Annotated in this window: 18 protein-coding genes; 8 read left to right on the forward strand and 10 right to left on the reverse strand. The window is 60.5% G+C overall.

All coding sequences use genetic code 11. The annotated features are described in order from the left end of the window. Positions 1-11 precede the first annotated feature (11 nt). Positions 12-1,730: a phospho-sugar mutase gene (locus tag ACIOWL_RS05910; RefSeq protein WP_400382629.1), complete on the reverse strand. Its 1,719-nt coding sequence runs from the start codon at positions 1,728-1,730 to the stop codon at positions 12-14. A 78-nt stretch (positions 1,731-1,808) separates the two neighbouring features. Next, positions 1,809-2,618 (reverse strand): purine-nucleoside phosphorylase, encoded by an 810-nt coding sequence (locus tag ACIOWL_RS05915; protein WP_400382631.1) that lies wholly within the window; start codon positions 2,616-2,618, stop codon positions 1,809-1,811. Between the two features lie 125 nt (positions 2,619-2,743). On the opposite strand from ACIOWL_RS05915, the gene ACIOWL_RS05920 reads away from it, so the two are divergent. The 3 genes from ACIOWL_RS05920 (at position 2,744) to ACIOWL_RS05930 (ending at position 6,801) form a co-directional block, all read left to right on the forward strand. Next, entirely contained in the window at positions 2,744-4,147 is a 1,404-nt protein-coding gene (locus ACIOWL_RS05920) for an NAD(P)H-quinone dehydrogenase (RefSeq protein ID WP_400382633.1), read from the forward strand. Positions 4,148-4,474: 327 nt separating this feature from the next. After that, complete coding sequence (locus tag ACIOWL_RS05925; protein WP_400382635.1) at positions 4,475-5,863, forward strand: MFS transporter; 1,389 nt, start codon at positions 4,475-4,477, stop codon at positions 5,861-5,863. Between the two features lie 197 nt (positions 5,864-6,060). Beyond that, positions 6,061-6,801, forward strand: coding sequence for an SDR family oxidoreductase (locus tag ACIOWL_RS05930; RefSeq protein WP_400382637.1), 741 nt, complete (start codon positions 6,061-6,063; stop codon positions 6,799-6,801). Here ACIOWL_RS05930 and ACIOWL_RS05935 read toward each other — a convergent pair. Continuing rightward, positions 6,795-7,289, reverse strand: coding sequence for a hypothetical protein (locus tag ACIOWL_RS05935; RefSeq protein WP_400382639.1), 495 nt, complete (start codon positions 7,287-7,289; stop codon positions 6,795-6,797). The two genes, ACIOWL_RS05930 and ACIOWL_RS05935, sit on opposite strands and share 7 nt — an antisense overlap. Positions 7,290-7,628: 339 nt before the next feature. Between ACIOWL_RS05935 and ACIOWL_RS05940 the strand changes: the two genes are divergently transcribed. After that, complete coding sequence (locus tag ACIOWL_RS05940; protein WP_400382641.1) at positions 7,629-7,976, forward strand: hypothetical protein; 348 nt, start codon at positions 7,629-7,631, stop codon at positions 7,974-7,976. A gap of 84 nt (positions 7,977-8,060) precedes the next feature. Here ACIOWL_RS05940 and ACIOWL_RS05945 read toward each other — a convergent pair whose 3' ends face one another. Then, positions 8,061-9,848 (reverse strand): acetyl/propionyl/methylcrotonyl-CoA carboxylase subunit alpha, encoded by a 1,788-nt coding sequence (locus ACIOWL_RS05945; RefSeq protein WP_400382643.1) that lies wholly within the window; start codon positions 9,846-9,848, stop codon positions 8,061-8,063. 296 nt (positions 9,849-10,144) lie between these two features. Between ACIOWL_RS05945 and ACIOWL_RS05950 the strand changes: the two genes are divergently transcribed. After that, entirely contained in the window at positions 10,145-10,588 is a 444-nt protein-coding gene (locus ACIOWL_RS05950; RefSeq protein ID WP_400382644.1) for a hypothetical protein, read from the forward strand. Between the two features lie 11 nt (positions 10,589-10,599). On the opposite strand, the gene ACIOWL_RS05955 is transcribed toward ACIOWL_RS05950, so the two are convergent. Further along, positions 10,600-11,115: a CGNR zinc finger domain-containing protein gene (locus ACIOWL_RS05955; protein WP_400382646.1), complete on the reverse strand. Its 516-nt coding sequence runs from the start codon at positions 11,113-11,115 to the stop codon at positions 10,600-10,602. Positions 11,116-11,140: 25 nt separating this feature from the next. On the opposite strand from ACIOWL_RS05955, the gene ACIOWL_RS05960 reads away from it, so the two are divergent. Then, positions 11,141-11,350, forward strand: a complete 210-nt coding sequence (locus ACIOWL_RS05960; protein ID WP_400382648.1) for a hypothetical protein — start codon at positions 11,141-11,143, stop codon at positions 11,348-11,350. 64 nt (positions 11,351-11,414) lie between these two features. Here the strand turns inward: ACIOWL_RS05960 and ACIOWL_RS05965 are convergent, their stop codons facing one another. After that, positions 11,415-12,317 carry a PaaX family transcriptional regulator C-terminal domain-containing protein gene (locus ACIOWL_RS05965; RefSeq protein WP_400382650.1) on the reverse strand — a complete coding sequence of 301 codons (903 nt, stop codon included), beginning with the start codon at positions 12,315-12,317 and terminating at the stop codon, positions 11,415-11,417. Positions 12,318-12,498: 181 nt separating this feature from the next. Here ACIOWL_RS05965 and ACIOWL_RS05970 point away from each other — a divergent pair, with 181 nt between their 5' ends. Then, positions 12,499-13,869 (forward strand): MFS transporter, encoded by a 1,371-nt coding sequence (locus ACIOWL_RS05970; RefSeq protein WP_400382652.1) that lies wholly within the window; start codon positions 12,499-12,501, stop codon positions 13,867-13,869. A 49-nt stretch (positions 13,870-13,918) separates the two neighbouring features. Further along, positions 13,919-15,670, forward strand: a complete 1,752-nt coding sequence (locus ACIOWL_RS05975; RefSeq protein WP_400382653.1) for a CocE/NonD family hydrolase — start codon at positions 13,919-13,921, stop codon at positions 15,668-15,670. A 115-nt stretch (positions 15,671-15,785) separates the two neighbouring features. On the opposite strand, the gene ACIOWL_RS05980 is transcribed toward ACIOWL_RS05975, so the two are convergent. From ACIOWL_RS05980 to ACIOWL_RS05995, 4 genes are all read right to left on the reverse strand, one after another. Further along, positions 15,786-16,421 (reverse strand): Maf family protein, encoded by a 636-nt coding sequence (locus ACIOWL_RS05980; protein WP_400382654.1) that lies wholly within the window; start codon positions 16,419-16,421, stop codon positions 15,786-15,788. Further along, a complete protein-coding gene (locus tag ACIOWL_RS05985) occupies positions 16,418-19,912 on the reverse strand; it encodes an MMPL family transporter (protein ID WP_400382655.1) in 3,495 nt (1,164 codons plus the stop codon). Before ACIOWL_RS05985 ends, ACIOWL_RS05980 begins: the two co-directional genes overlap by 4 nt. 5 nt (positions 19,913-19,917) lie before the next feature. Further along, positions 19,918-20,586: a TetR family transcriptional regulator gene (locus ACIOWL_RS05990; RefSeq protein WP_400382657.1), complete on the reverse strand. Its 669-nt coding sequence runs from the start codon at positions 20,584-20,586 to the stop codon at positions 19,918-19,920. Positions 20,587-20,703: 117 nt separating this feature from the next. Beyond that, the gene (locus tag ACIOWL_RS05995; protein WP_400382659.1) at positions 20,704-22,104 is read right to left on the reverse strand and encodes a heparan-alpha-glucosaminide N-acetyltransferase domain-containing protein; all 1,401 of its coding nucleotides are present in this window, start codon (positions 22,102-22,104) and stop codon (positions 20,704-20,706) included. Positions 22,105-22,132: the final 28 nt, after the last annotated feature.

Here is a 22,132-nt window from a genome sequence, read left to right on the forward strand (position 1 = left end):
TGCAGGAAAAGTCAGTTGGTGTTCAGATACGCGGCCAATTGCTCCTTGATGGCCAGAACCTGGGTGGTGGCATCGAGGCGAGCCTGCGGGACCTCGGAAATCTCGGTCACCGGTTCAATGGTTTCCAGATAACACTTCAGTTTTGGTTCGGTTCCCGAAGGGCGGATGATAATTCGCGCCCCGGAGAAGGTGTGCAGGACCATTGCATCGGTGGCGGGGAGCTTGTCTGAGCCCTGGGAGAGGTCGCTCACCTCGCTGACCGCGGAGCCGCCCAAATTCGCCGGGGGATTGGTGCGGATCTTGTCCATCAGCACCGGGATCTGCGCCAGATCGGTGAAACGCAACGACAACTGGTCGGTCACATGCACCCCATGGCGGGCGGCCAACTCATCAAGGCGCTGCGGGATGCTGCTGCCAGCAGACTTCAACTGGGAAGCTAGATCTGCAAGCATCACCCCGGCGGAAATTCCATCCTTATCCCGCACCAGATCCGGGGCGACACAATAACCCAGCGCTTCCTCGTAGCCGAACCCCAGGTTTTCCACGCGGGAGATCCACTTGAATCCCGTGAGGGTTTCTTCGTGTTCACGTCCGGCATCCTTGGCGATGGCCGCCAGCATGCGGGAAGAAACGATGGAGTTACCCATTTTGCGCCCCTCGGGCAGGGCAGTGGCCAGGTGGTCGCCCAGAAGCCAGCCCACCTCATCCCCGCGCAGCATCCGCCACACACCTTGGTCCTGGATGGCGGCGGCGCAACGGTCAGCATCTGGATCATTGGCGATCACCAGGTCGGCGGACAGCTCGCGAGCCAGCTCCAAGGAGAGGTCGATGGCTCCTGGCTCCTCCGGATTGGGGAACTTGACCGTGGGGAAATCCGGATCCGGATGTTCCTGGGCCGCAACCATGTGCACGTCGCTGAATCCTGCATTCAGCAACGCCTGGCGCATGGTGTGTCCACCCACCCCATGCATGGCGCTGACCACCACCCGAAGCTCATCGCGCTGGGGCTGCGGTGCAACAACCGGGCCGATCGCCGCCAAGTACTCGGCTTCGATATCTGCGGTGGTTCCCGGCGCCGGGAGCACCTGCCACCCTGAGGCGGCCTGCGCAATGGCGGAGACGGGCTGCTCATGGTCAATGAGCTCGGCGATCTGGGTGTCAACAGGGGAGACGATCTGTGCACCGCGCCCGGTGTCATCGGCGGCCCGGCCACCGATGTAGACCTTGTAGCCGTTATCGCGCGGTGGATTGTGGCTTGCGGTGACCATTACCCCGGCTTCCGCGGCGAACCGGCGTACCGCCCAGGCAAGCACCGGGGTCGGCAGCGGTGCCGGCATCAGCAGGACCTCGAAACCGGCAGCGGTGAAGACTGCGGCTGAATCACGGGCGAAGACATCCGAGTTGTAGCGGGCGTCAAAACCGATCACAACCTTCGGGGTGTACTCGCCAGCGGACTGCCGTTCAAGGAAACGGGCAATCCCGGCGGCGGTACGCAGCACCACCACGCGGTTCATCCTCATCGGCCCGGCACCCAGCTCGGCGCGCAGCCCGGCCGTGCCAAACTCAAGGACACCGCTGAAACGATCCGCCAGATCCTCCAGCGCCGCCGGCTCGTTGGCCGCCCGAGAAATCAGTTGCCGCAGCTCACCGCGGGTCGCCTCATCCGGGTCGGCGCTCGCCCAAGCCGCCGCGGTCTCCAACAGCTGATTCGCTCCGGAATTGTTCACCATGCTTCTCCCTGCTTCGATTGTTCACGCATCTCTTGACTTTTTGGGGCAGCCAGCGGATTCGGGCCGCCCCGCAGAGGGTTAGAGTCGAGCGATGATCTGCGCCAGAAGCTTGGAGATCCGCGGGCCGGCAGCCTGGCCTGCCTCGATCACTTCTTCGTGGCTCAAAGGCACCGGGCTGATGCCGGCGGCCAAGTTGGTGACCAGCGACATGCCGAAGATTTCCATGCCCGCATGGCGTGCGGCGATGGCTTCCAGCGCGGTGGACATACCCACCAGATCGGCACCGATACGTTTGGCCATCTGCACCTCGGCCGGGGTCTCATAATGAGGTCCGGTGAACTGGGCGTACACACCCTCGTCCAGGCTGGCGTCAACCTCCCGAGCGATACCCCGGATGCGTGAGGAATACAGGTCGGTCAAATCAACAAAGGTTGCACCCTCCAAAGGGGAGGACGCGGTGAGGTTGATGTGGTCGGAAATCATCACCGGGGTACCCGGGGTCCAATTTTCATTCAGGCCACCGCAACCGTTGGTGAGCACCAACTGAGTGCAGCCGGTGGCCGCCGCGGTACGGATTGGGTGCACCACTGCACGCACACCGCGGCCTTCGTAGAAGTGGGTGCGGGCGCCAAGGACCAGCACACGTTTGCCGGTCTCGGTCAGGATCGAAGAGATGGTGCCCTTGTGTCCCGGCACCGCAGCCGCATGGAAGCCCGGAATGGTGGTGGCATCCAGGGTATGGGTAGTCTCACCGACCAGCTCGGCTGCCTGCCCCCAACCGGAGCCCAGAACCAGAGCGATGTCGTGTTTTGCTACGCCGGTCTGCTCAGCGATTGCCGCGGCAGCTTGGGCCGCGAGAACTTGTGGGTCATTATCGATATCAGTCACGTGAAATACGCTACCTTCCGCGGGGCGCTTTGTCAGGTGAAACTAGTGCTTCACAACCAAAATCACGCCCGAACGCCTCCATCGAGGATGTGCGCATTATCCGCCCATGGTGAACAATAGAATGCGTGAGCGCAGAACGTAGGAATGAAGCAACCCGATTGGTAATTCTCGGCGGCGGCCCCGGCGGATATGAGGCTGCCATGGGCGCGGCCCAGCTGGGCGCTAATGTCACCGTGGTGGAACGTGCGGGCATGGGCGGTTCAGCCGTGTTGACCGACGTGGTGCCGTCCAAGACCCTGATTGCCACCGCAGACGCGGTGCGTCGCGTGAAGCACGCCGAGACCTTCGGTGTCCACGTGGATGGACTGGATTCGGCGGTGACCGACTTCTCGGTGGTCAACCACCGATTGCTGGACTTGGCCAAGGAACAGTCCGGTGACATTCGTACCACGCTGGAACGCGCGGGCGTGCGCATCATCATCGGCGAGGGCCGTTTGACCGACAACCGCACGGTGCTGGTCTCCCGCCCCGACGGATCCGAACAGACCGTTGAAGCCGACGCGATCCTGCTTTCGGTTGGCGCCCACCCACGCGAACTACCCACCGCGAAGCCAGATGGCGAACGAATTTTCAACTGGACCCAGATTTACAACATGAACGAGGTGCCAGAGCACCTGATCGTGATCGGTTCCGGTGTGACCGGTGCCGAGTTCGCTTCGGCCTATAACCTGCTCGGAGCCAAGGTGACCTTGGTCTCCTCGCGCGACCGTGTGCTGCCGGGCGAGGACGCGGACGCCGCCGGTGTGCTGGAAGACGTCTTCAAATCCAACGGGGTCAACGTAGTTGCCCAGGCACGCGCCGAGGGCGTGGAGCGCAAGGGGGAGAAGGTCTTCGTAACCCTTGCCGACGGCCGGGTGCTGGAAGGCAGCCACTGCCTGGTGGCTGTCGGCTCCATCCCCAACACCGAGGGTCTGGGGCTGGAAGAAGCTGGCGTGCAGCTGACCAGTTCCGGGCACATCCAGGTTGACGGGGTATCCCGTACCACCGCAACCAACATCTACGCCGCAGGCGACTGCACCGGAGTATTCGCCCTGGCCTCGGTGGCGGCCATGCAGGGACGTATCGCGGTTGCGCACCTGCTCGGTGATTCGGTGAAACCGCTGAACCTCGACCTGGTGGCTTCCAACATCTTCACCTCGCCGGAGATCGCAACCGTTGGCGTGACCCAGCGGGCTGTGGCCGAGGGGCGCTACCAGGCAAATATCATCAAGGTTGACCTGAATACCAACGCTCGCGCCAAGATGATGAACGTTGACCAGGGTTTCGTGAAGATCGTCTCGCGCAAGGGGTCGGGCACCGTGATCGGCGGTGTCGTTGTGGCTCCGCGAGCCAGCGAGTTGATTTTCTCGCTGGCGCTCGCCGTACAGAATTCTTTGCACGTGGATGATGTCGCGGAGACCTTCACCGTTTACCCGTCGCTGTCAGGCTCGCTGGCTGAGGCCGCGCGCCGTTTGCACCGGCACGGCTAATAACCGAACGCAACAGGTAAAACCGCCAGCTTTCCGATGCCCGGAAAGCTGGCGGTTTTTCTCATTTGTGACGCGAATGAAATCTGACTTGTTGGCAGGCTCTTCACAGGATGATTAGATTCTGATAAAAGGAGATTAGAGTCACTGTGCCCGCCGCTCATAGTCTCGGGCGAACATAATCGACGCAAGTCGTAGGCTAAAGCGAACTTGAGTAATTGAGGAAACCGAATCTGATGTCCAAATAGTGGACATCGAAATCCGCATGCTGGTCACGCGGGTTTAGGATTGTTACATTCATTTCTTGTTCATCTCAAAGGAGGCGCCTCCATGTCGAAGGCTAACCCCACGGCAGCGCCAAAGGAGAATACCCGTGGCCGGGTGCTGTTCGCCAGCATGATCGGCACAACGGTAGAGTTCTTCGATTTCTACGCGTATGCCACCGCATCGGTGCTGGTGTTCCCGCAGCTGTTCTTCCCGAACGCTTCAACCATCAACGCAATCCTCTCTTCGTTTGCCATCTTCGGGGTGGCCTTCCTGGCCCGCCCCCTGGGTTCCATTGTTTTCGGGCACTACGGAGACAAGCTGGGCCGTAAGGGAACCCTGGTGGCCTCGTTGCTGCTGATGGGTATCTCCACGGTCCTGATCGGTTTCCTTCCTCCGGCGGCCGGCATGTGGACCGTGCTGGCTCCGCTGGCGCTGGTGCTGTTGCGCTTCGCCCAGGGACTTGCCTTGGGTGGCGAGTGGTCCGGGGCCGCGCTGCTGGCCACCGAGAACGCACCGAAAAACAGGCGCGCCGTTTATGGAACCTTCCCGCAGCTTGGTGCACCGGTCGGTTTCATCATTGCCAACGTCATGTTTGTGGTCCTTCAGACCTCGCTGACCGCGGAGCAATTCCAGGACTGGGGCTGGCGCATCCCGTTCTACTTCTCCGCCGTGATGGTCGTTATCGGCCTGTGGGTTCGCCTGAAACTGGTTGAATCGCTGTCCTTCCAGAAGGTTGTTTCGCAGGACAAGGTCCTCAAGTCGCCGTTCAAGGCGACCATGAAATACCACTGGCGCCCGGTTGTCGCTGGAACCTTCATCATGGTGGCCACCTACGTGCTGTTCTACCTGATGACTTCCTTCACGCTGACCTATGGCACGGCTCCGGCCACCGAGGAAGCCGCCCGTGCGGCGGCCGAGGCCAAGGGCAAGGTTTTTGATGCGGCTGGCTTCGTCCCCGGTCTGGGAATCGACCGCCCGGTCTTCCTGACAATGCTGATCATCGGTGTGGTGTTCTTCGGTATCTTCACCGTCGTCTCCGGGCCGTTGGCCGAGAAGTTCGGGCGCCGCAAATTCTTGATCTGGGTTACCTCTGGAATCCTAGTTTTCGGTGCCGCCTGGACGCTGTTCTTCGGCCCGGGCCAGGGCGCGGCCATGGCCGGCCTGATTGTTGGATTCACCCTGATGGGTCTGACCTTCGGTCCGATGGCTGCCTACCTGCCGGAGCTGTTCCCGTCGAACGTGCGTTACACCGGCTCGGCAGTTGCCTACAACATGTCTTCGGTGATTGGTGCGGCACCGGCTTCCTTTGTGGCCATCGCGCTGTGGAATGCCGGTGGCGGCAACACCGTGGGTGTTGGCATCTACCTTGCCATCGGTGCGGTATTGACGCTGATTGCACTGTTCATGACCCGTGACACTACGGATGTGGACATGGAAGAGTTCGTTTCCTAACTCGTTCCTGCGTCACTCACACAATACTTCGGAAAGGCTCGCATCAACTGTCACGGTTGATGTGGGCCTTTCCTCTTGCCCGGTGGGTTCGCACGAAGAAAACTTAAGCGATCAATACGCCGATGCCCTTACAAACAACTGCAGAGCATGGAAGCATGGCACGTAGGAACCAATCGTCAAAAGGGTGAGGAACCAGTATGAAAATCGCGGTCGCTGGCGGTACCGGAGTCATTGGCAAACAGGTTGTCCAGAAGGTTGGCGACGCGGGACACGAGGCGGTGGTTTTGTCGCGTTCGGCGGGTTGCGACCTGACCAACGAGCATTCGGTGCGTCAGTGGCTGGTTGACTGCCAGGCGGTCATTGACGTGTCCGGCTCGTCGACAACCAGCGCTTCAACGTCCATGCGATACTTCACCCAATCCACCGCGAATCTTTTGATCGCCGGCCGCGAGGCAGGGGTGGAGAACCATGTGGCCCTGTCCATTGTGGGCGCCGCCCAAATCGATTCAGGCTACTACGCTGGGAAAGCGGCGCAGGAACGGATGTTGCGTGTTTTGCCTGGTGGATACACGTTGCTGCGCACCACCCAGTTTCACGAATTTGTGGGCCAGAATATCAACCGGCTTTCTGCGGGACCGGTGCAGATGGCACCTAAAATGCGCCTGCAGCCCATCGCTGGCAGCGAGGTGGCCCGGGCCCTGGTCGACCTGGCGACGCAGCCGGCGGCGGGCGTTGTTGACGATTTGGCGGGCCCCCGTGAAGAGTGGATGCCCGAGCTTTTCGCACAGTATCTGGCCAAACACAACCAATCACCCAAGGTCATCGAGATTCCTCTGCCAGGTGCCATGGGCAAGGCGATGCGTGATGGCGGAATACTCCCAGGACCCTCAGCGAAACGCGGGATTGAAACCTTTAGCGACTGGCTTGAGCGTCAATGACCGTCTGGCAGGCTTCCTAGACGTGTCCTGGGCCGCAGCAGGCCAAGGAGCAGAGCGCCTCCCGCGAGCACTAGCGCCAGGCCGCTGACGATATACAGCGGCATTCCCACGGCGAAGGCGGCTTCGGAATTCCAATCGTAGAACGTGTCGCCAACGTTGTTCAGGTTAGCGAAGGACGCGAAAAAGTAGGCTGGGGCACCCAGCATGATGATGGCTCCCCATGTGGCGACAGCAGCCCACGGCCGGATCTTCAGGCGTTGAGATGAAACGAAGTAACCCCAAGCGAGCGCCAGCAAGATACCCAGCACGGCAAAAATGATGCCGCCGCTCGTCGAGTAATTTTGTCCGGCCCGGTTCATTTCGGCGATCGTCGTGTCCAGGGGCAACCTGCTTGCAGCGGTCACGGCCCAATCATTCACGCTGATTGCGCCGTAAACCGCGTAAATACAGATGGTGACTACACCAAAAATCATCCCAACGATTCTCATTAGGCCAGCATACTTGCCCGGTGGTGTCGTCAGACCGTTTGTGGAACCCTGCCGTGTCGTGGTGGATGACCGGTGATGGGCGGGTAGGCCAGCTGACAAAAACTCGCAGTGATGTGCCGCTATCACCGGTAGCGGTGCGCCAAGTGCACCGCCGAGGTCTTGGATGCGCGAGGACTGCGACGGGCGTATTGCCTGCGTGGCTGACCGTTTAGGCGACGCAGGTTCCCTGGCCGATTACGGGTCCAAAGTTTTGTTTCATCACTGCCGCCAAACCAGGCTTCCGGTGAGGCGGTTGCACCAACTTTCGCTGCCATTGAGCTGAGCAGCTAGGGTGGAATCATGGACTACCGCGCACCACACCAGTTGCAGTGCGACTTTCTGAACATGATTGTTGCGGCTTCTGAGCCGGAGCTGGCGAGGGCCTTGGAAAGCCAATTTCAGGGTGCCTTGGTGGCCCCGGAGGATCACTGTTCGATCTGTTTCACCCTTGAATTAGTGAATCGAACCCTCCGCCTTCCATCAGGATGTGGCAAACCGCTGATTTACGGCGTCTGGGACTCGAACTTCGAATCGCAGGCAACGGAAGTGCTGTTGTGGCATGAACACGGTTTTGTTGACGCAGTGGAAATCAGCTGGGTGGGTGATGAGCACCCTGAGTTGAACAAAATTTTTGTTCAACACCGGTGACGGATGATGGCCACCCCCTCTGCGTAAACAGGTGGGATGGCCATCACTAGATTGTTGGCATCAGCAGCAAGGCTGCGGCCGCGGCTACTTTTCGTCGTTGATCGAAGCGATCACGGCACCCGAGGACAGGGTTTCGCCCGGAGCGACGTCTAGTCCGGCGACAATACCGTCACGGTGGGCGGTGATTGGCTGTTCCATCTTCATGGCTTCGAGCACCACAATCAGATCGCCTTCGGACACGGCAGCCCCGTTCTCCACGGCGACCTTGACGATTGTGCCCTGCATGGGGGAGCGAAGCTCTGCGCTGTTGCCCCCGGCAGCGCCGGCGGCCTTGCGGCCTGGCTTGCGCTTCTTCTTCGCGGCGCTGCCCTTGTCCGCACCGTTGGAGGAGAGCGAGCCCAGCGAGGCCGGAAGGGTGACCTCCAAACGCTTTCCACCGACCTCAACGGTCACGGAGGTACGCTCGGTGTCCTGTTCCTCTGCCTGTTCGGTTGGGAACGGGTGAGGCGCGATAAAGGTGTCGAATTCGGTTTCAATCCAACGGGTGTGCACCCGGAACGGACCCTCGGCGGGGACGAAGGCTTGATCGCTCATGACCGCGCGGTGGAACGGCAAGACGGTGGCCATGCCCTCGATCTGGAATTCCTCCAGGGCGCGGCGGGCGCGGGCGGCGGCGATTTCGCGGGTCGGCCCGGTGACGATCAGTTTTGAAATCATTGAGTCAAAATTGCCGGAGACGCTTTCACCCTGTTCAATACCGGAATCAACACGCACACCCGGGCCGGCTGGCAGGGTCATTTTGGTGATGGTGCCGGGGGTGGGCATAAAACCGCGTCCGGCGTCTTCGCCATTGATGCGGAACTCAAAGGAGTGCCCGCGTAGTTCAGGATCGCCGTAACCCAGTTCCTCTCCACGGGCAATACGGAACTGCTCACGGACCAGGTCGATGCCGGCAACTTCTTCGGAGACCGGGTGCTCAACTTGAAGGCGGGTGTTGACCTCAAGGAAGGAAATGACTCCGTCTTGGCCTACCAAAAATTCGCAGGTTCCGGCGCCGGAATAGTTGGCCTCGCGCAAGATAGCCTTGGAGGACTCATAGAGGCGGGTGATCTGCTCTTGGCTCAGGTAAGGAGCTGGAGCCTCTTCCACCAGCTTCTGGTTGCGGCGCTGCAGCGAGCAGTCGCGGGTGGAGACAACCACCACGTTGCCGTGCACGTCGGCCAGGCACTGGGTCTCCACGTGGCGTGGTGCGTCGAGGAAACGCTCAACAAAACATTCGCCGCGGCCAAACGCAGCCACCGCTTCGCGAACGGCAGAGTCGTAGAGCTCACCGATGTCCTCGCGGTTGCGAACCACCTTGATGCCTCGTCCGCCGCCGCCGTAGGCCGCCTTGATGGCCAGCGGCAGGCCGTGGGCATCGGCGAAGGCGTACACTTCCTCGGCTGACGCCACCGGATCTTTGGTCCCGGGGACCAGCGGGGCTCCAACCTTTTCCGCGATATGGCGGGCCTTGACCTTGTCGCCCAGCTTGTCGATCGCTTCAGGAGCTGGGCCGATCCACGTCAGTCCAGCATCGATGACAGCCTGGGCGAATTCTGCGTTTTCGGAAAGGAAACCGTAGCCCGGGTGGATCGCGTCCGCTCCGGAGCGTTCTGCGGCGTCGAGGATCTTTTCAATACGAAGGTAGGATTCAGCCGCGGTGGTTCCGCCCAGTGCATAGGCTTCATCGGCCAAACGCACATGCAAAGCGTCGCGATCGGAGTCGGCGTAGACGGCAACCGACTCGATTCCTTCATCGCGGGCCGCACGGATAATGCGCACTGCAATTTCACCGCGGTTGGCGATAAGTACCTTCGTCAATGGATTCATCATGAACCTTGTCTTCAAAAATTAGGGATTCTCACCTAGGAGCCTATCGTTTTTGTGGGAACTATCTGTAATTCACCGCTCAAGCCGGGGTGTTTGGCCCAAAACTTTGGAGGATTCCTACAAAAAATGATCCGGTGGTTCCATTGGGCGCCAGGCGTGGTGGCCAGCAGCGTGCGGTGCCACGATGCTGGCCGAGCTGTTTAGTTGTCTGCGCGCTGACGTGGGGGATTTTCGGTTTAGGTGCTTGCGGTTTTTCTTTTTGTCGATAGGCTTTGGATAACTTCAGCTCAGGGGGTTTGATGCGAGACGAACTCAAGTTCACGTCAAGGTTAGGGATGGTGCTGGTGGGAACCGCGCTGGCGCTCACGGGGTGCTCAGCTGGATCTCCCATTGCCGCGTTGGAGCGTGACGCGCAACCAAGCGATGCTTGGCCCGGTGACACATCGATGCTTGAAGGATTTGATCCGGCATCGGTTCGAAATCTGGGAACCCATGAGGGAACGGATTACTTTGTGCTTGCTTCCGAAGACCGGAAGAGCGCATGTATTTACCGCTTTAGCGGAGATGGCTCCGCCGAGGATGGCATGGGTGGTTGCGGTGGCCTGGAAGGCGGCCAGGTGATCGTCACCGTTGGCGCTCTGGATACAAGGATGTCCTTGGTGGCTGACGATGCGATGGTTGATGATTTGTTGGACACCGGATGGATCAGGATCAACCAGAATGTCCTGATTCCCGCGTCGTAGCAGGCAGGAGGTCAGTAGCGGGCGCGGTGCCGGCGAACTGCGGCGCGATTGGCGCAGCGCACCGAGCAGTAGCGTTGACGCCCATTGCGTGTCACATCGACAACAACATGTGTGCAGGGTTCAGCCTCGCAACGCCGTAGTCGCTGCATGCCGCGTGTGGTCAGGTGCAGTGCGGTTCCTACGCAGATGACCGAACGCAGCACCTGCGGCATGCTTTGTCCGTTGTCACGGTAGTGCAGGTGCCATCCCTCGGCGTCGTGGTCAACCAGCCTGGGATAAGCGGCGGCCCGCGCCATCTGGAGGTTCAGCAGGGTTGCGCGTTCCGGATCTGTTGGGGCATCGACGATGGCCAACCAGTCCTGGATGACTGCCCGGGTGTCGGAATGGTCTGTGGCCAGCGTGGGAAAAGGCATGGTCATGCCAAAGTCCCGGGTCCGTTCTTCGATCCCGTCCCGGTCCTCGGGCCACTCATTAGCCAGGGACGCGGCGAGCAAAACCGCATATTCTCCGTAAGGGTTGAGTTGCATATGGTCATTACATCATGCTGAAGTCATGACACAGAAGACCGGTTCCATGCGGACAGAAGAATTTATCCAGGCAGCAAAACACACCCATGAATGGGGGATCGAATCAAGCCATTCAACCTCGGCTGGGCAGGTTGAATACCTGCGGTGCCTAGTGTGCGCCTCGCGCCGTGTTGAGCTAAAAACCACTGCGGAACAAGCCGTCCTTCAAAGCAGGGCCATGGGAGGTTGGAACTAGGATCTTAGATCCGGACACTGGCCTGGTCGAAAACCATCGCCGGGCCGGGGAAGGTCGGCAACTCCTAGAGCGAATGAAGTTTGATGCCCTCGATGAGTTCCGGGCAAAACTTTTCGAAGATCGTTTCCAGATGCGAATGAGTTGCGCGGGCCAAGCTCGTGTGCAGATCAACAAAAATCTCACGGGCCGGTGCCAACGGCCAATGCTCGGGAAGCATTTCCGCCGGTAAATCCGGATCATCCCAAGGAAAAGCACGCCACAGATCCATGGATTGGACCCTGATCTTAAAGGCCTCGCTATCTGAGTATTCATGATTTTTGACCCGCTCAAGTACGGGTTTGTAGGTCTCGATGAAATCCAGGTATCGTTTCGGAGCCTCGTCGAGATCCCAGGCATCGCCGGGATATCTGCCGTGCCGCTGACTCTCGTCCATTCGGAAAACCATGTAGTCCTCCAAACCGAATCCGCGACAGGCCGCCAGGACCTCGGAGGTGCGGTCGTGGGGGCTGACCCAGAGCGCGCCATAGAGCGGGGCAAAACCAAGCCAACGAAGTCGTGAGCGAAAGGACTCACGCAGATCCCGAGAAGTCTCCGGGATGGTGAAAGCCGTGGCGGTCCATCTTTTATCCCAGTGGCGCGCGGGGTCGCCGAAGGTGGAGAACTGCTCAAAACCCGCTTCGAGTCGGGCCAGGGCATCGGAAGTGAAGCGGTAGGTTGAGCTGCGCGCACTGCCTGACTGTTCCAGCACGCCGCGGGAAGCCAGGCGACTCAGCGCGGTGGTTGTTGCCGGCTGGCTCAACCCGAGATCGGCGGCCAAGGACTTGACCACCTTGGTGGGGAGCCACAGGTTTGTGTGCCTCCAGAATTCGCCAAGCATGGTCGCCAAGAGGTGTTGGGTGTTTCCGCCCTTTTGCGGGCGAGGGAAATCTACAACGTGTTCATCGGTCTGACTGGTGCTTAAGCGCATGATGCATTATCCCCGGAAATGAATTGGGCGAGCAAGCCGAAAAATATCGTTGCACTTATCTTGACGTACGTTGAAAATCTCTCGTACGATTGATTTCTGCCGGTGACGGACACCACAACACCACGTGGTTCACGCCACCGCCTCACCTCTTCGCCCTCATTTTTTGCCCAGGAGAACACCGATGTCTTCGCACCACACCGCACCCGAAACGGATGCTTCAACACAGCCACCAGAAGGTGGTGCCCCTGTGCCAGCGGAAGGAACTCACGCTCGCAAGGCGGCCACCGCTGCATTTATCGGAAGTACGCTGGAGTACTACGACTTTTTCATCTACGGCTCCGCCTCGGCCTTGGTCTTCAACCGGATATTCTTCCCGGACATTGATCCGTTTATCGGCACCATTTTGTCCATGGCCACCATCGGTATCGGCTACGTGGTCCGGCCCATTGCCGCAGCGGTCATTGGTCACTTCGGCGACAAGGTGGGTCGCAAACAGATGCTGGTGCTCACCCTGATCATGATGGGTGCCTCGACATTCCTCATCGGATGCCTGCCCCCAACGGCCGCGATTGGGGTGCTCGCCCCCATCCTGTTGGTCGCCTTGCGTGTGGTCCAGGGGATTTCGGCCGCCGGTGAGTCGGTCGGAGCGGTGACCATCTCGTTGGAACATGCACCGAGCAATAAACGGGCGTTTTACGCCAGCTGGGTGAATACCGGCGCCGTGGCTGGAATCCTGCTTGCTTCCCTCGCTTTTATGCTGGTCGCCATGATGCCAGATGAGCAGCTGCTGAGCTGGGGCTGGCGCATCCCGTTCCTGGCGAGCATCATCGTTGCCGCGGTGGGACTGTACATCCGGGCCAGCTTGCCGGACGCGGAAGTATTCGAGCAGACCAAGGAAGAGCAAACCGAGTCCGAGATGCCGCTGAAGGTCGTCTTCCGCGACCACTGGCGCACCGTTGTCAAGGTGATCGCCTTCGGCCTATGGGCGGTTGTCTCCTCCATCGTCTCGGCCTTCGCCCTGTCCTACGCAACCGGCGAACCCGGGATTTCGGGCAGCCTGATGCTCGGGGTCACCATCACCACGGCGGTGGGCGGTATCATCACTCAGCCGCTGTTCGGGATATTGGCCGACAAAATTGGACGCAAACCCGTTTTCATTACTGGAAACATCATCTGCGCCAGCATGATTTTTGTGTACTTCGGGGCCATCAGCGTCGCCAACATCCCATTGATCTTCATCAGCGGCATCATCGTGATGTCGGTGGGCTACGGCATGGTCAACCCGCTGGGCCCAGCGATGACCGCAGAAATGTTCCCCACCAAGATCCGCTACTCCGGCGCGGCGACCGCATCCCAAATGGGGCTGGTGGTCACCGGGTTCGCACCCACCATCGCGGCGATTATGGTTCGCCCCGGTCCCACTGGGTGGGTTCCGGTCGCGGTGTTCACCGCAGCCTGCTGCCTGATCTCGGCAGTGGTCACCCTGGTATGGGTCAAGGAAACCTACAAAACACGGACCGAAGACCTGGGTAAAAAACCAGAGACGGTTTAACCCGGTGAACCACAAACTAGAACTCTCATTTCCCGGAAGAAGAACAACCATGGTTTCACCCTTGCCCGTACTGATTGAACCCGATGTCGAGACCACCATGGGCGATGGAACGATACTGCGCTCCACGGTGTATCGGCCGGCGGTAGACGGTGCACGCTACCCCGTCCTGCTTTCTCGCACCCCGTACGGACGAGATCTCGCGGTGAACAGCGCCTACCTGAATCCAGCCACCATGGCGGCCCACGGCTACGCGGTGATCATCCAGGACTGCCGTGGCCGCTACGGTTCTGACGGCCATTTTGTCCCCTCAGCCAATGAGGCATCCGACGGAGCGCACAGCGTGCGGTGGGCCTCGCAGCTTGAGTACTGCGACGGGAGGGTGGGCATGTTCGGCCGCTCCTATTTCTCCGAGACCCAATGGCGAGCGGCCCAAACGGCACCAACCGAACTCCGCGCGCTGGCGCTAGGGATCTCAGCTGGCTCGAACGCGAATAACGGATCGCTCTACCGCGGGGGAGCCTTCGAGCTCGGTTCGCGATTCGGGTGGGGACACGCGTCCGCGTCGCTGAACACCATGGTGCGCGAGCATGCAGGGGACCACCTGGGGTTGGATCGAGAACTTGCAACCTGGCAGGAACTGGATTCGGCCTTCGCCGACGGCAGTGTTTTCGAGGCACTTCCGATCAATAGCCTGGCCGCGCAAATGAACAGTTTTATGAATACCCACATCTTGCCCAGTGCGGGAGACGAACCAGGTAATGACTTCACCCGGTTATGGGACACCGCGGCCGACAAGGCGGTTGAGATTCCCACCCTGCACATTGGCGGCTGGTTCGATATCTTCTGTCCAAGCACCCTGGAGCAGTACGAGCGCCAGCTGGAAGCCAGCGCCGGCCGGCCCGAGTTACGCCCACGCCTGGTCCTCGGGCCGTGGAGCCACACGAACCTCTCCGGGACTTTCCCCGATATCAGTTTCGGCCTGGGCGCTTCGTCCAACGAAGTGGCCGGCTACGGGGACCTGTCGGCAATTCATCGGGCCTGGTTTGATGCAACACTCAAAAATGAACCGGAATCGTTGGCGAAAATCCCTGAGGTTTTGATCTTTTTTATGGGAGAAAACCGCTGGCGCGGTTTTGAGCAGCTGCCGCAACCGACCCGGAGCCGCAACCTGTATCTCGGGGCTGACGGATCTCTTCGGGACACCGCGGACCGGGTAGGAGTCGTGTCCTATACCTATGATCCACACAACCCGGTCCCAACCGTTGGCGGCGCCACCATGATTCCCGGGGCTCTCCCGGCCGGCCCGGCACGCCAGAACGAGGTGGAAGAACGTGAGGACGTGCTGGTGTTTACCAGTGACCCGTTGGAGACGGAACTGACGGTATTCGGCGAGATCACCGCACAGTTATTCGCCTCATCCTCCGCGGTGGACACCGACTTTGTGGTGCGTTTATGCAAGGTTGCCCCGGACGGAACATCCATTGGCCTTGCCGACGGGATAGTGCGGGGGCGCTGGCGTGAAGCCTGCGCCGCGGATGGAAAATTCACTCCAGGGCTCGCCCCGAGTCTCCTGGAACCGGGTACTGCCTACCAATTCAGTGTTTCGTTGTGGGCCACCGCCTGCACCTTCGAGGCGGGGGAGCGCATCCGGGTGCAGGTCACCTCAAGTTGCCATCCGCGCTGGGACAGGAACCTGAATACCGGGGCGCTGGCCTACGACTCATCCGAGACCGTGGTGGCGCATCAGCAGATCTTCACCGGCGAACAGATGCCGAGCCGCATCACCCTAGGGATCTTATAGGCTGCGCACAAAGCCCGCCCCGAAAAGTTCGGGGCGGGCTTTGCCAAGCTCAGGTGAGCCACTGATCCGAGCACTGCTTCAACCAGCAAGTGGTGCCGGAGATTGTGGTGCCTGGCTACTTCCAGAGGTCGATGATCTGGATGCCGGATGCGGCCAACAGCTCACGCAGCACGAAGACATCCAGTCCCACCACGTTTTGGAAGTTCCCTTCGATGGACTCGATAAAGGTGGCGGCCAATCCGTCGATGGTGAACGCCCCCGCACACGGCAACGGCTCACCGCTGGCCACATAGGCCTCGATTTCCTGCGCGGTGACCGTAGCGAAGCGGACTGTGGTGGAGGAAATCCTTCCGTGGGCCTGCTCCGGCTCCTGGGTGTTGATCAACCAATGACCCGAATGCAGCACCCCGGTAGCGCCGCTGAGTTGCTGCCAGCGTTCGCGGGCAACCTCGGCGGTGTGCGGTTTGCCGTAGGCCGCACCGTCCAGTTCGAAAACCGAATCGCAGCCCAGCACCACGGTGCCAGCCGGATGCGTGCCTGCGGCTACATCCTCGGCCTTGGCCCGGGCCAAAAGCAATGCCGTCTGCGCCGGGGTGCGCTCGCCGAGCTCTGCGATAGCGCGCTCCAGCACCGCATCTTCATCCACCGCGGAGACCTGGGTTTCAAAGGCCAAACCGGCGTCGGTCAAAACCTTTTTACGGCCCCATGAGGCCGAGGCAAGAAGCAGCCGAGCTTTGGACGTGGGTGTCATGCGTTGGATTCCTCTTTGGTCTTTGACTCGCGGTCCATGCCGGCATCTTCGGCTTCAAGCATTGCATTGAGCTTGGAGCCTTCCACATCAACATCCGGCAGGATCTTATCCAGCCACTTCGGCAGGTACCAGGCCTTGTCTCCCAGCAGGTGCATCAACGCCGGAATCAGCGTCATTCGAACCACAAATGCATCAAAGAGCACCCCAACCGCCAAGGCGAAACCAAGCGGCCGGATCATTGCCAGGTGGGAGAAGACGAAGCCGGCGAACACCGAGATCATGATCAGCGCGGCGGCAGTCACCACCGGGGCGGCCATGGAGAAGCCAGAGCGGACCGCGTCACGGGCCGGCTCGCCGTGCGCATAACGCTCACGCATCGCGGAGACCAGGAATACCTGATAGTCCATGGCCAATCCGAAGAGGATACCGGTGAGCAGGATCGGCAGGAAGCTGAGCAGCGGGCCGGGCACGTTCACATCGAAGAAGCCACCCATCCAGCCGAACTGGTAAACCATCACACTGGCGCCGAAAGCCGCCGCCAGGGAGAGCAGGAACCCGCCGGTAGCGAGGATCGGGACCACCACGGAGCGGAAGACCAGCAGCAACAGGATCAACGACAAGCCGACCACAATAGCAAGGTACGGAGCCAGCGCCTCGGTGACCTTTTCCGAGACATCGATCTGGGCGGCAACCTGACCGGTCACCGCAATGGTGGCGCCGGTGGCATCATGGAATTTCGGGTAGTCCGCACGCAACTGGTGAACCAAAGCCTCGGTGGCTTCGGAGGACGGGCCATCGGTGGGGATCACCTGAATGGCGGCCAGCATCCGGTCCTCGGTCAGGGTCACCGGAATGGCGGCCACCACACCGTCGTACTCACGCAGCATGTCTGCCACGTCCAGGGACATGGTGTCCGCTTCGCGCTGTGTCAGGCCTTCGGGCAGGTCGGCCAGGACCAGCAACGGCCCGTTGTACCCGGCGCCGAACTTGTCACTGGTCTGTTCGTACGCTTGGAAAGCCTGCGAATCGGCTGGTTCGGCACTGCCATCGGGCAGGGCGGTGCGCATCTGCGCCGCGGGCAGCGCAATGGCGCCGAGCACGATGACCACCAACAGTACCGCCGGGATGGAAACCTTGGTTACCAAACGGACCCAGCTGGCCGAGATTGGTTCCTTGATGGTTGGATTCTCCGCCTCGGCGGCGGCCTTGGCCCGAGCGCGCTTGGAGACCAGGCGTGCACCGGCGAGCGAGAGCAGCGCCGGGAGCAAGGTGATGTTCAGCAATACCGAGCAGAGCACGGTGAACGCGGCGGAAAGTCCCAGTACGCTCAGGAACGGCAGGCCGGGCACGGTCAGCGCGGCCAGGGCGATGATCACGGTGAGGCCGGCGAAAACCACCGCGTTGCCGCTGGTGCCCACGGCGCGGGCGATGGACTCACCCACCTCCATGCCACCCAGCAGCTGGGTTCGATGCCTGTGGATGATGAACAAGGCGTAGTCGATACCCACCGCCAGACCCAGCATCAACGCCAGGGCGGGGGTAATCGAGGCCATGTCGATCAGGGAGGAGAACGCCAGGGTTGTTCCCACGCCGGCGCCCACACCAAGGATGGCCAGCAGCAACGGGAGCCCGGCGGCGACCAGCGTGCCAAGCATCACCAGCAGCACAATCGCGGCAATAACCACACCGATGATTTCGGCTGCCCCGAAGATCGAGGACATGTCCTGCATGATTTCCTTGGAGAACAAAACCTCCACACCGTTGGCTTGGGGGCCGGCGGCGATGGCGGTGATCATGTCTCGTTCGGAGGTGGTCAGCGCGTCGGTTTGAACCTTGAAGGTCACCTGGGCGACAGCGGTGCTGCCGTCCTCGGAAACAAAGCGCATGCCGTTGCTGGAGTTCACCTGGCGCGAAGCGAATTCAAGTTCGGCCCGGCCGGACTCCAGATCCTTCTCAGCGGTGACAATATCCTTTTCCGCCTGTTCCAGCTCGGCGGTTTTTTCCTTGAGAGTCGCCTCTCCTTCTTCGAGTTTGGTTTTGGCCGCGGCCAGCTCGACCTTGCCAGCCTCGAATTCGGCCTTCTTTGAATCGAACTCGGCTTGGCCGGCTTCCAGCTGGGATTTACCGGCTCGCAATTCCGCCCAACCGTTATTGAGTTTGGTGCGGTTGGTGGCCAGCTCTGACTTCGCGCTGTCCAACTGGGATTTCGCCGTGGTCAGCTGGGTTTTGGCCGAGACGAGTTTGCCTCGGTTTTTCTCCAATTCGGCCTTGCCGGTTTTAAGCTCGGCCGCCCCGGAATCAAGCTGTTTGCGGGCGGCGTCAAGTTGGCTCAGGCCGTCTTGTGCCTTGGCGATCTGATCAAGCGCGCCTTGGGCCTGTGAAATACCTTCCTTCGCCTGGTCGCGCCCGGCGGTGGCCGTTGCCTTGCCGGTCTGTGCCTTGTCCAACCCCGCGTTCAGCTCGGTCAGTGCACCGGTATAGGTGGCGATGTCTTCTTCATTGTTCGCTGCAGTTGCCTCGTCAAGCAGCTTCTGCGTTGCGGCGATCTGGGTGTTCAGCCCGGCAATGGCCGCGTCCGCTTCCTTGATGCCGGCCTCGGCCTTGGTCAGGCCGGACTCAGCCTGCTTCAGGCCGGCGGTGGCTTCGGTTTTGCCTGAGCTCAGCTGCGTTTCAAGTTTGTCGCGCGACTGGCCCTGCAGGATGGCTTCCATCCCGGCCTGGTATTCCTTCTCACCGGCATCGAGTTTGTCCTGGGCCGCGTTGAGTTTCTTTTCTCCGGCTTGGAACTGGCTTAGCCCCTTGTCGTATTCGGCGCGACCCGCGGTGTATTCCTTGAGCCCGGCATCGTATTTTTTCTGCCCGGCATCCAACTGCGCCTGCCCACTGGTCAGCTGTGCTTCGGCATCGGCCAGTTCGGCACGGCCGCTGGCCAACTTCGCGGCCGCGGCATCAATCTGCGGTTGCGCCTCGGCGATCTGATCCTGGCCCTTGTGGTACTCGGCCCAGCCGTCGGTGATCTCCTGTTTGCCGTCTTCCAGCTGCTTTTTACCGTCAGCGATCTGCGTTTTGCCGTCGTCCAGCTGCTTTTGACCGTCAACCAGCTTTTGCTGGGCCTTGTCGAGTTCTGGCTGGGCCTCGTCAAGCTGTTCTTGCAAGGTGAAGGGGCTGGTGGCATCCACCACCTGCGGGTGCAGATTCAGTTGCTCCAGTGAGTCGGCAATGGATTGCTCCTGGGCCTCGTTGAGTTCCTTGCCGGTGCTTTCGCGGAACACAATCGAGCCGGAGCCACCGGCCAGGTCCGGGAGCTCTTCTTTCATCCGGTCCAGGGTGCGCTGGGTTTCGGTTCCCGGAATGGTGAACGTGTTGGAGAGCTGACCCATAAAGAGGCTGGCGGAGAGCCCAATGAAGATGAACGCGGCAAGCCACATCGCGATGACACGATAATGGTGCCGATGAGCCCACCGGGCGAGGCGGTAAAGCATTGAAGCCATGAGAGTTAGTCTTCCTGGATGGGTAGCGCGGTGGTGGGCAAGGCGGTGAAGCCCTCGTTGAGGGTTTTCATCGCTTGGGTGATCAGGTGGTGGAACTCCGCGATCAGTTCATTGGACAGTTCTAGTGGAGCTCCATGGGGATGCGGCAGCCGGTCGATCCATTCATCGAAGGCGGCTTGTCCGGCTCCCAAGATCGCGTGGGTGAAGACACGGATTGAAAAGTTATCGGCCTGCGGATACCGGCGGGCGACCCGTTCGATGACGTCCGTGGTGGCGATCTGCCACTCGGCCATATTGGTGGGGTAGCAACCGTTGGGGGAGTCAGCCTTGAGATAAGCGCCGAACAATGCGACCTGGCCCAGAAGTTTGGAGACTTCATCAGATTTGAGGGCCAAGACGATCGCCTCAATCAACGGAATCGAGTCGGGAAACTCATTGATTGACTCGACCATGGTTTCCAGCACGGTATGCAACGGATAGGACAGGATTGCATCCACCGTGGGGAAGTAGTTAAACAGCGTGCGCCGGGAAATGCCGGCGGCGTCCGCAATCTGCGTGGCGGTGATGCTGGCGCCGTGGCCTTCATGCAGCAGGTCGGCGGCGGCGGCGACAATTGCCTGCAAGGTGGCCTGTTTGTTTTTTTCGCGGCGGTTGCCGACGCTCAGGGAAGTCACATACTTACACTATGTGCAAAGTTGCACTCTGTGCAAAGTGAGGTTCTGTGAGCTCAGACGCAAGTGGCCGGATCCCTTGAGGGGAACCGGCCACATAAGTGGGTCAATATGGGAGGTCTAAGACGTGGACATGGCCCGGGCTGCTTTTGCAGTGAGCCGTTCAAGCGGGCCTTGACCTAGGAAAATAGCCCAAGCGGTGGAACCGAGCAGGAAAACGGCCGCCGTCGCTAACCCTAGATAGGCCGGTGCCGCCATGCCGCCTGGTCCGGTGACTAAAAAGTAGCTGACAACGTGCACGCAATAAGCGGTCAGCGGCATGGTGCCAAGGGCCGCGAACGGAAGCAACGGCCATCGTAGCGGACGTGCGGCAAGCAGGCAGAGGCCCATAACAACCATGGCAAAACCGCCGGAACCGATAATTTCCAATGATCCGCCGGTGTGCGGCGCACTGCTAACCAAGCCACGCTGAACGGCTGATCCGAGGGCTGGGAGAATGGGGCCTGTTCCGTAGTCGGCCCATCCGGAGATGTCGTCCATTGGCTCCGTGTAGTCAGCGGACTTATCGAGCGGTAGCGAACCTGCGGAGCCCACATCGCTTAGTGAGCTGTTGCTCGCCGAGTAAAGTGCTGCCTCTTCTTCGGGAATACAATTCAGATACGCCCCGGGCTCTCCTTCGCAGAGCATGCCGCTGAAATCAAGGTCCTGCGGGGACTGGTAGGTTGGCAACCACCCCGAATCCCCGCCATAAGATCCCGGATCACTGCCGTACGAGGAACTGCTTGTACCCATTTCTTGGACCGCTGGTATGGCTCCGATGCCGTAGCCGAACACCGTGCAGGCGATGCCGGCCACGAGAATTTTCAGGGCCGTCTTGGCGGAAGCCAGATTCAGCTGGCCGAGCGCCATGCCGACACACATGAGTGCAATCCACACCGGTGCTTTATAAACTCCTTGAATTACCAGCGCAACCCCGCCGCCGCCGGAGTACGGCAGCAGCGTGGTGATGGAGTTCAGCAACAGCGGCCCAGCCAACGTGATTCCGGCGGCCAAGATCAGAAGGCGTCCCGGCGTCCATCGAAGCAGCGGGAGGGCAACCACGTACAGCAAGCCATAGAAGGTGAGGATCACCGCGATGGGAGTACCTAGTAACTCGAGTCCTAAGCCCAACAGAAAGATGACGCTTCCCCGGCCCACCAGTTGCAGGCGAAGCCGCGGCAGATCCGCAGGCTCCGGGCGGCTGCTGCGTCCGGTCATCAGGGCAATGGAGATACCGGCCAATACAGCGAAGAGCACGGAGGACCGGCCATGGACGATGGCTCCCCAGGTCGCGGGGTCCAAGACATGAAAATCTTGCGGAGCACTCAGGTGCGCCGCGGCCATTCCCAAAATGGCCAGGCCGCGGGCGATGTCTAGGCCCATAATCCGTGGTGGGCGTCCGAAGGCTGCTAGCCGTTCGGTGATAGTTGGCCGTGGTCGTGGGGTGAGCACAGGTTCGTCACGGCTTTCGATAAGCGTCATACCGTGAGTTTATCCATTATTTATTTAT

The sequence above is a fragment of the Glutamicibacter sp. NPDC087344 genome (assembly GCF_044744225.1).
GTDB lineage: Bacteria > Actinomycetota > Actinomycetes > Actinomycetales > Micrococcaceae > Glutamicibacter.

Coding starts and splice junctions, on each gene's coding strand:
- ACIOWL_RS05970 (WP_400382652.1), top strand. CDS start 12,499: ATGTCTTCGCACCACACCGCACCCGAAACGGATGCTTCAACACAGCCA.
- ACIOWL_RS05925 (WP_400382635.1), top strand. CDS start 4,475: ATGTCGAAGGCTAACCCCACGGCAGCGCCAAAGGAGAATACCCGTGGC.
- ACIOWL_RS05945 (WP_400382643.1), bottom strand. CDS start 9,848: ATGATGAATCCATTGACGAAGGTACTTATCGCCAACCGCGGTGAAATT.
- ACIOWL_RS05980 (WP_400382654.1), bottom strand. CDS start 16,421: ATGACACCCACGTCCAAAGCTCGGCTGCTTCTTGCCTCGGCCTCATGG.
- ACIOWL_RS05960 (WP_400382648.1), top strand. CDS start 11,141: ATGACACAGAAGACCGGTTCCATGCGGACAGAAGAATTTATCCAGGCA.
- ACIOWL_RS05975 (WP_400382653.1), top strand. CDS start 13,919: ATGGTTTCACCCTTGCCCGTACTGATTGAACCCGATGTCGAGACCACC.
- ACIOWL_RS05995 (WP_400382659.1), bottom strand. CDS start 22,104: ATGACGCTTATCGAAAGCCGTGACGAACCTGTGCTCACCCCACGACCA.
- ACIOWL_RS05930 (WP_400382637.1), top strand. CDS start 6,061: ATGAAAATCGCGGTCGCTGGCGGTACCGGAGTCATTGGCAAACAGGTT.
- ACIOWL_RS05950 (WP_400382644.1), top strand. CDS start 10,145: ATGCGAGACGAACTCAAGTTCACGTCAAGGTTAGGGATGGTGCTGGTG.
- ACIOWL_RS05955 (WP_400382646.1), bottom strand. CDS start 11,115: ATGCAACTCAACCCTTACGGAGAATATGCGGTTTTGCTCGCCGCGTCC.
- ACIOWL_RS05965 (WP_400382650.1), bottom strand. CDS start 12,317: ATGCGCTTAAGCACCAGTCAGACCGATGAACACGTTGTAGATTTCCCT.
- ACIOWL_RS05940 (WP_400382641.1), top strand. CDS start 7,629: ATGGACTACCGCGCACCACACCAGTTGCAGTGCGACTTTCTGAACATG.
- ACIOWL_RS05985 (WP_400382655.1), bottom strand. CDS start 19,912: ATGGCTTCAATGCTTTACCGCCTCGCCCGGTGGGCTCATCGGCACCAT.
- ACIOWL_RS05910 (WP_400382629.1), bottom strand. CDS start 1,730: ATGGTGAACAATTCCGGAGCGAATCAGCTGTTGGAGACCGCGGCGGCT.
- ACIOWL_RS05935 (WP_400382639.1), bottom strand. CDS start 7,289: ATGAGAATCGTTGGGATGATTTTTGGTGTAGTCACCATCTGTATTTAC.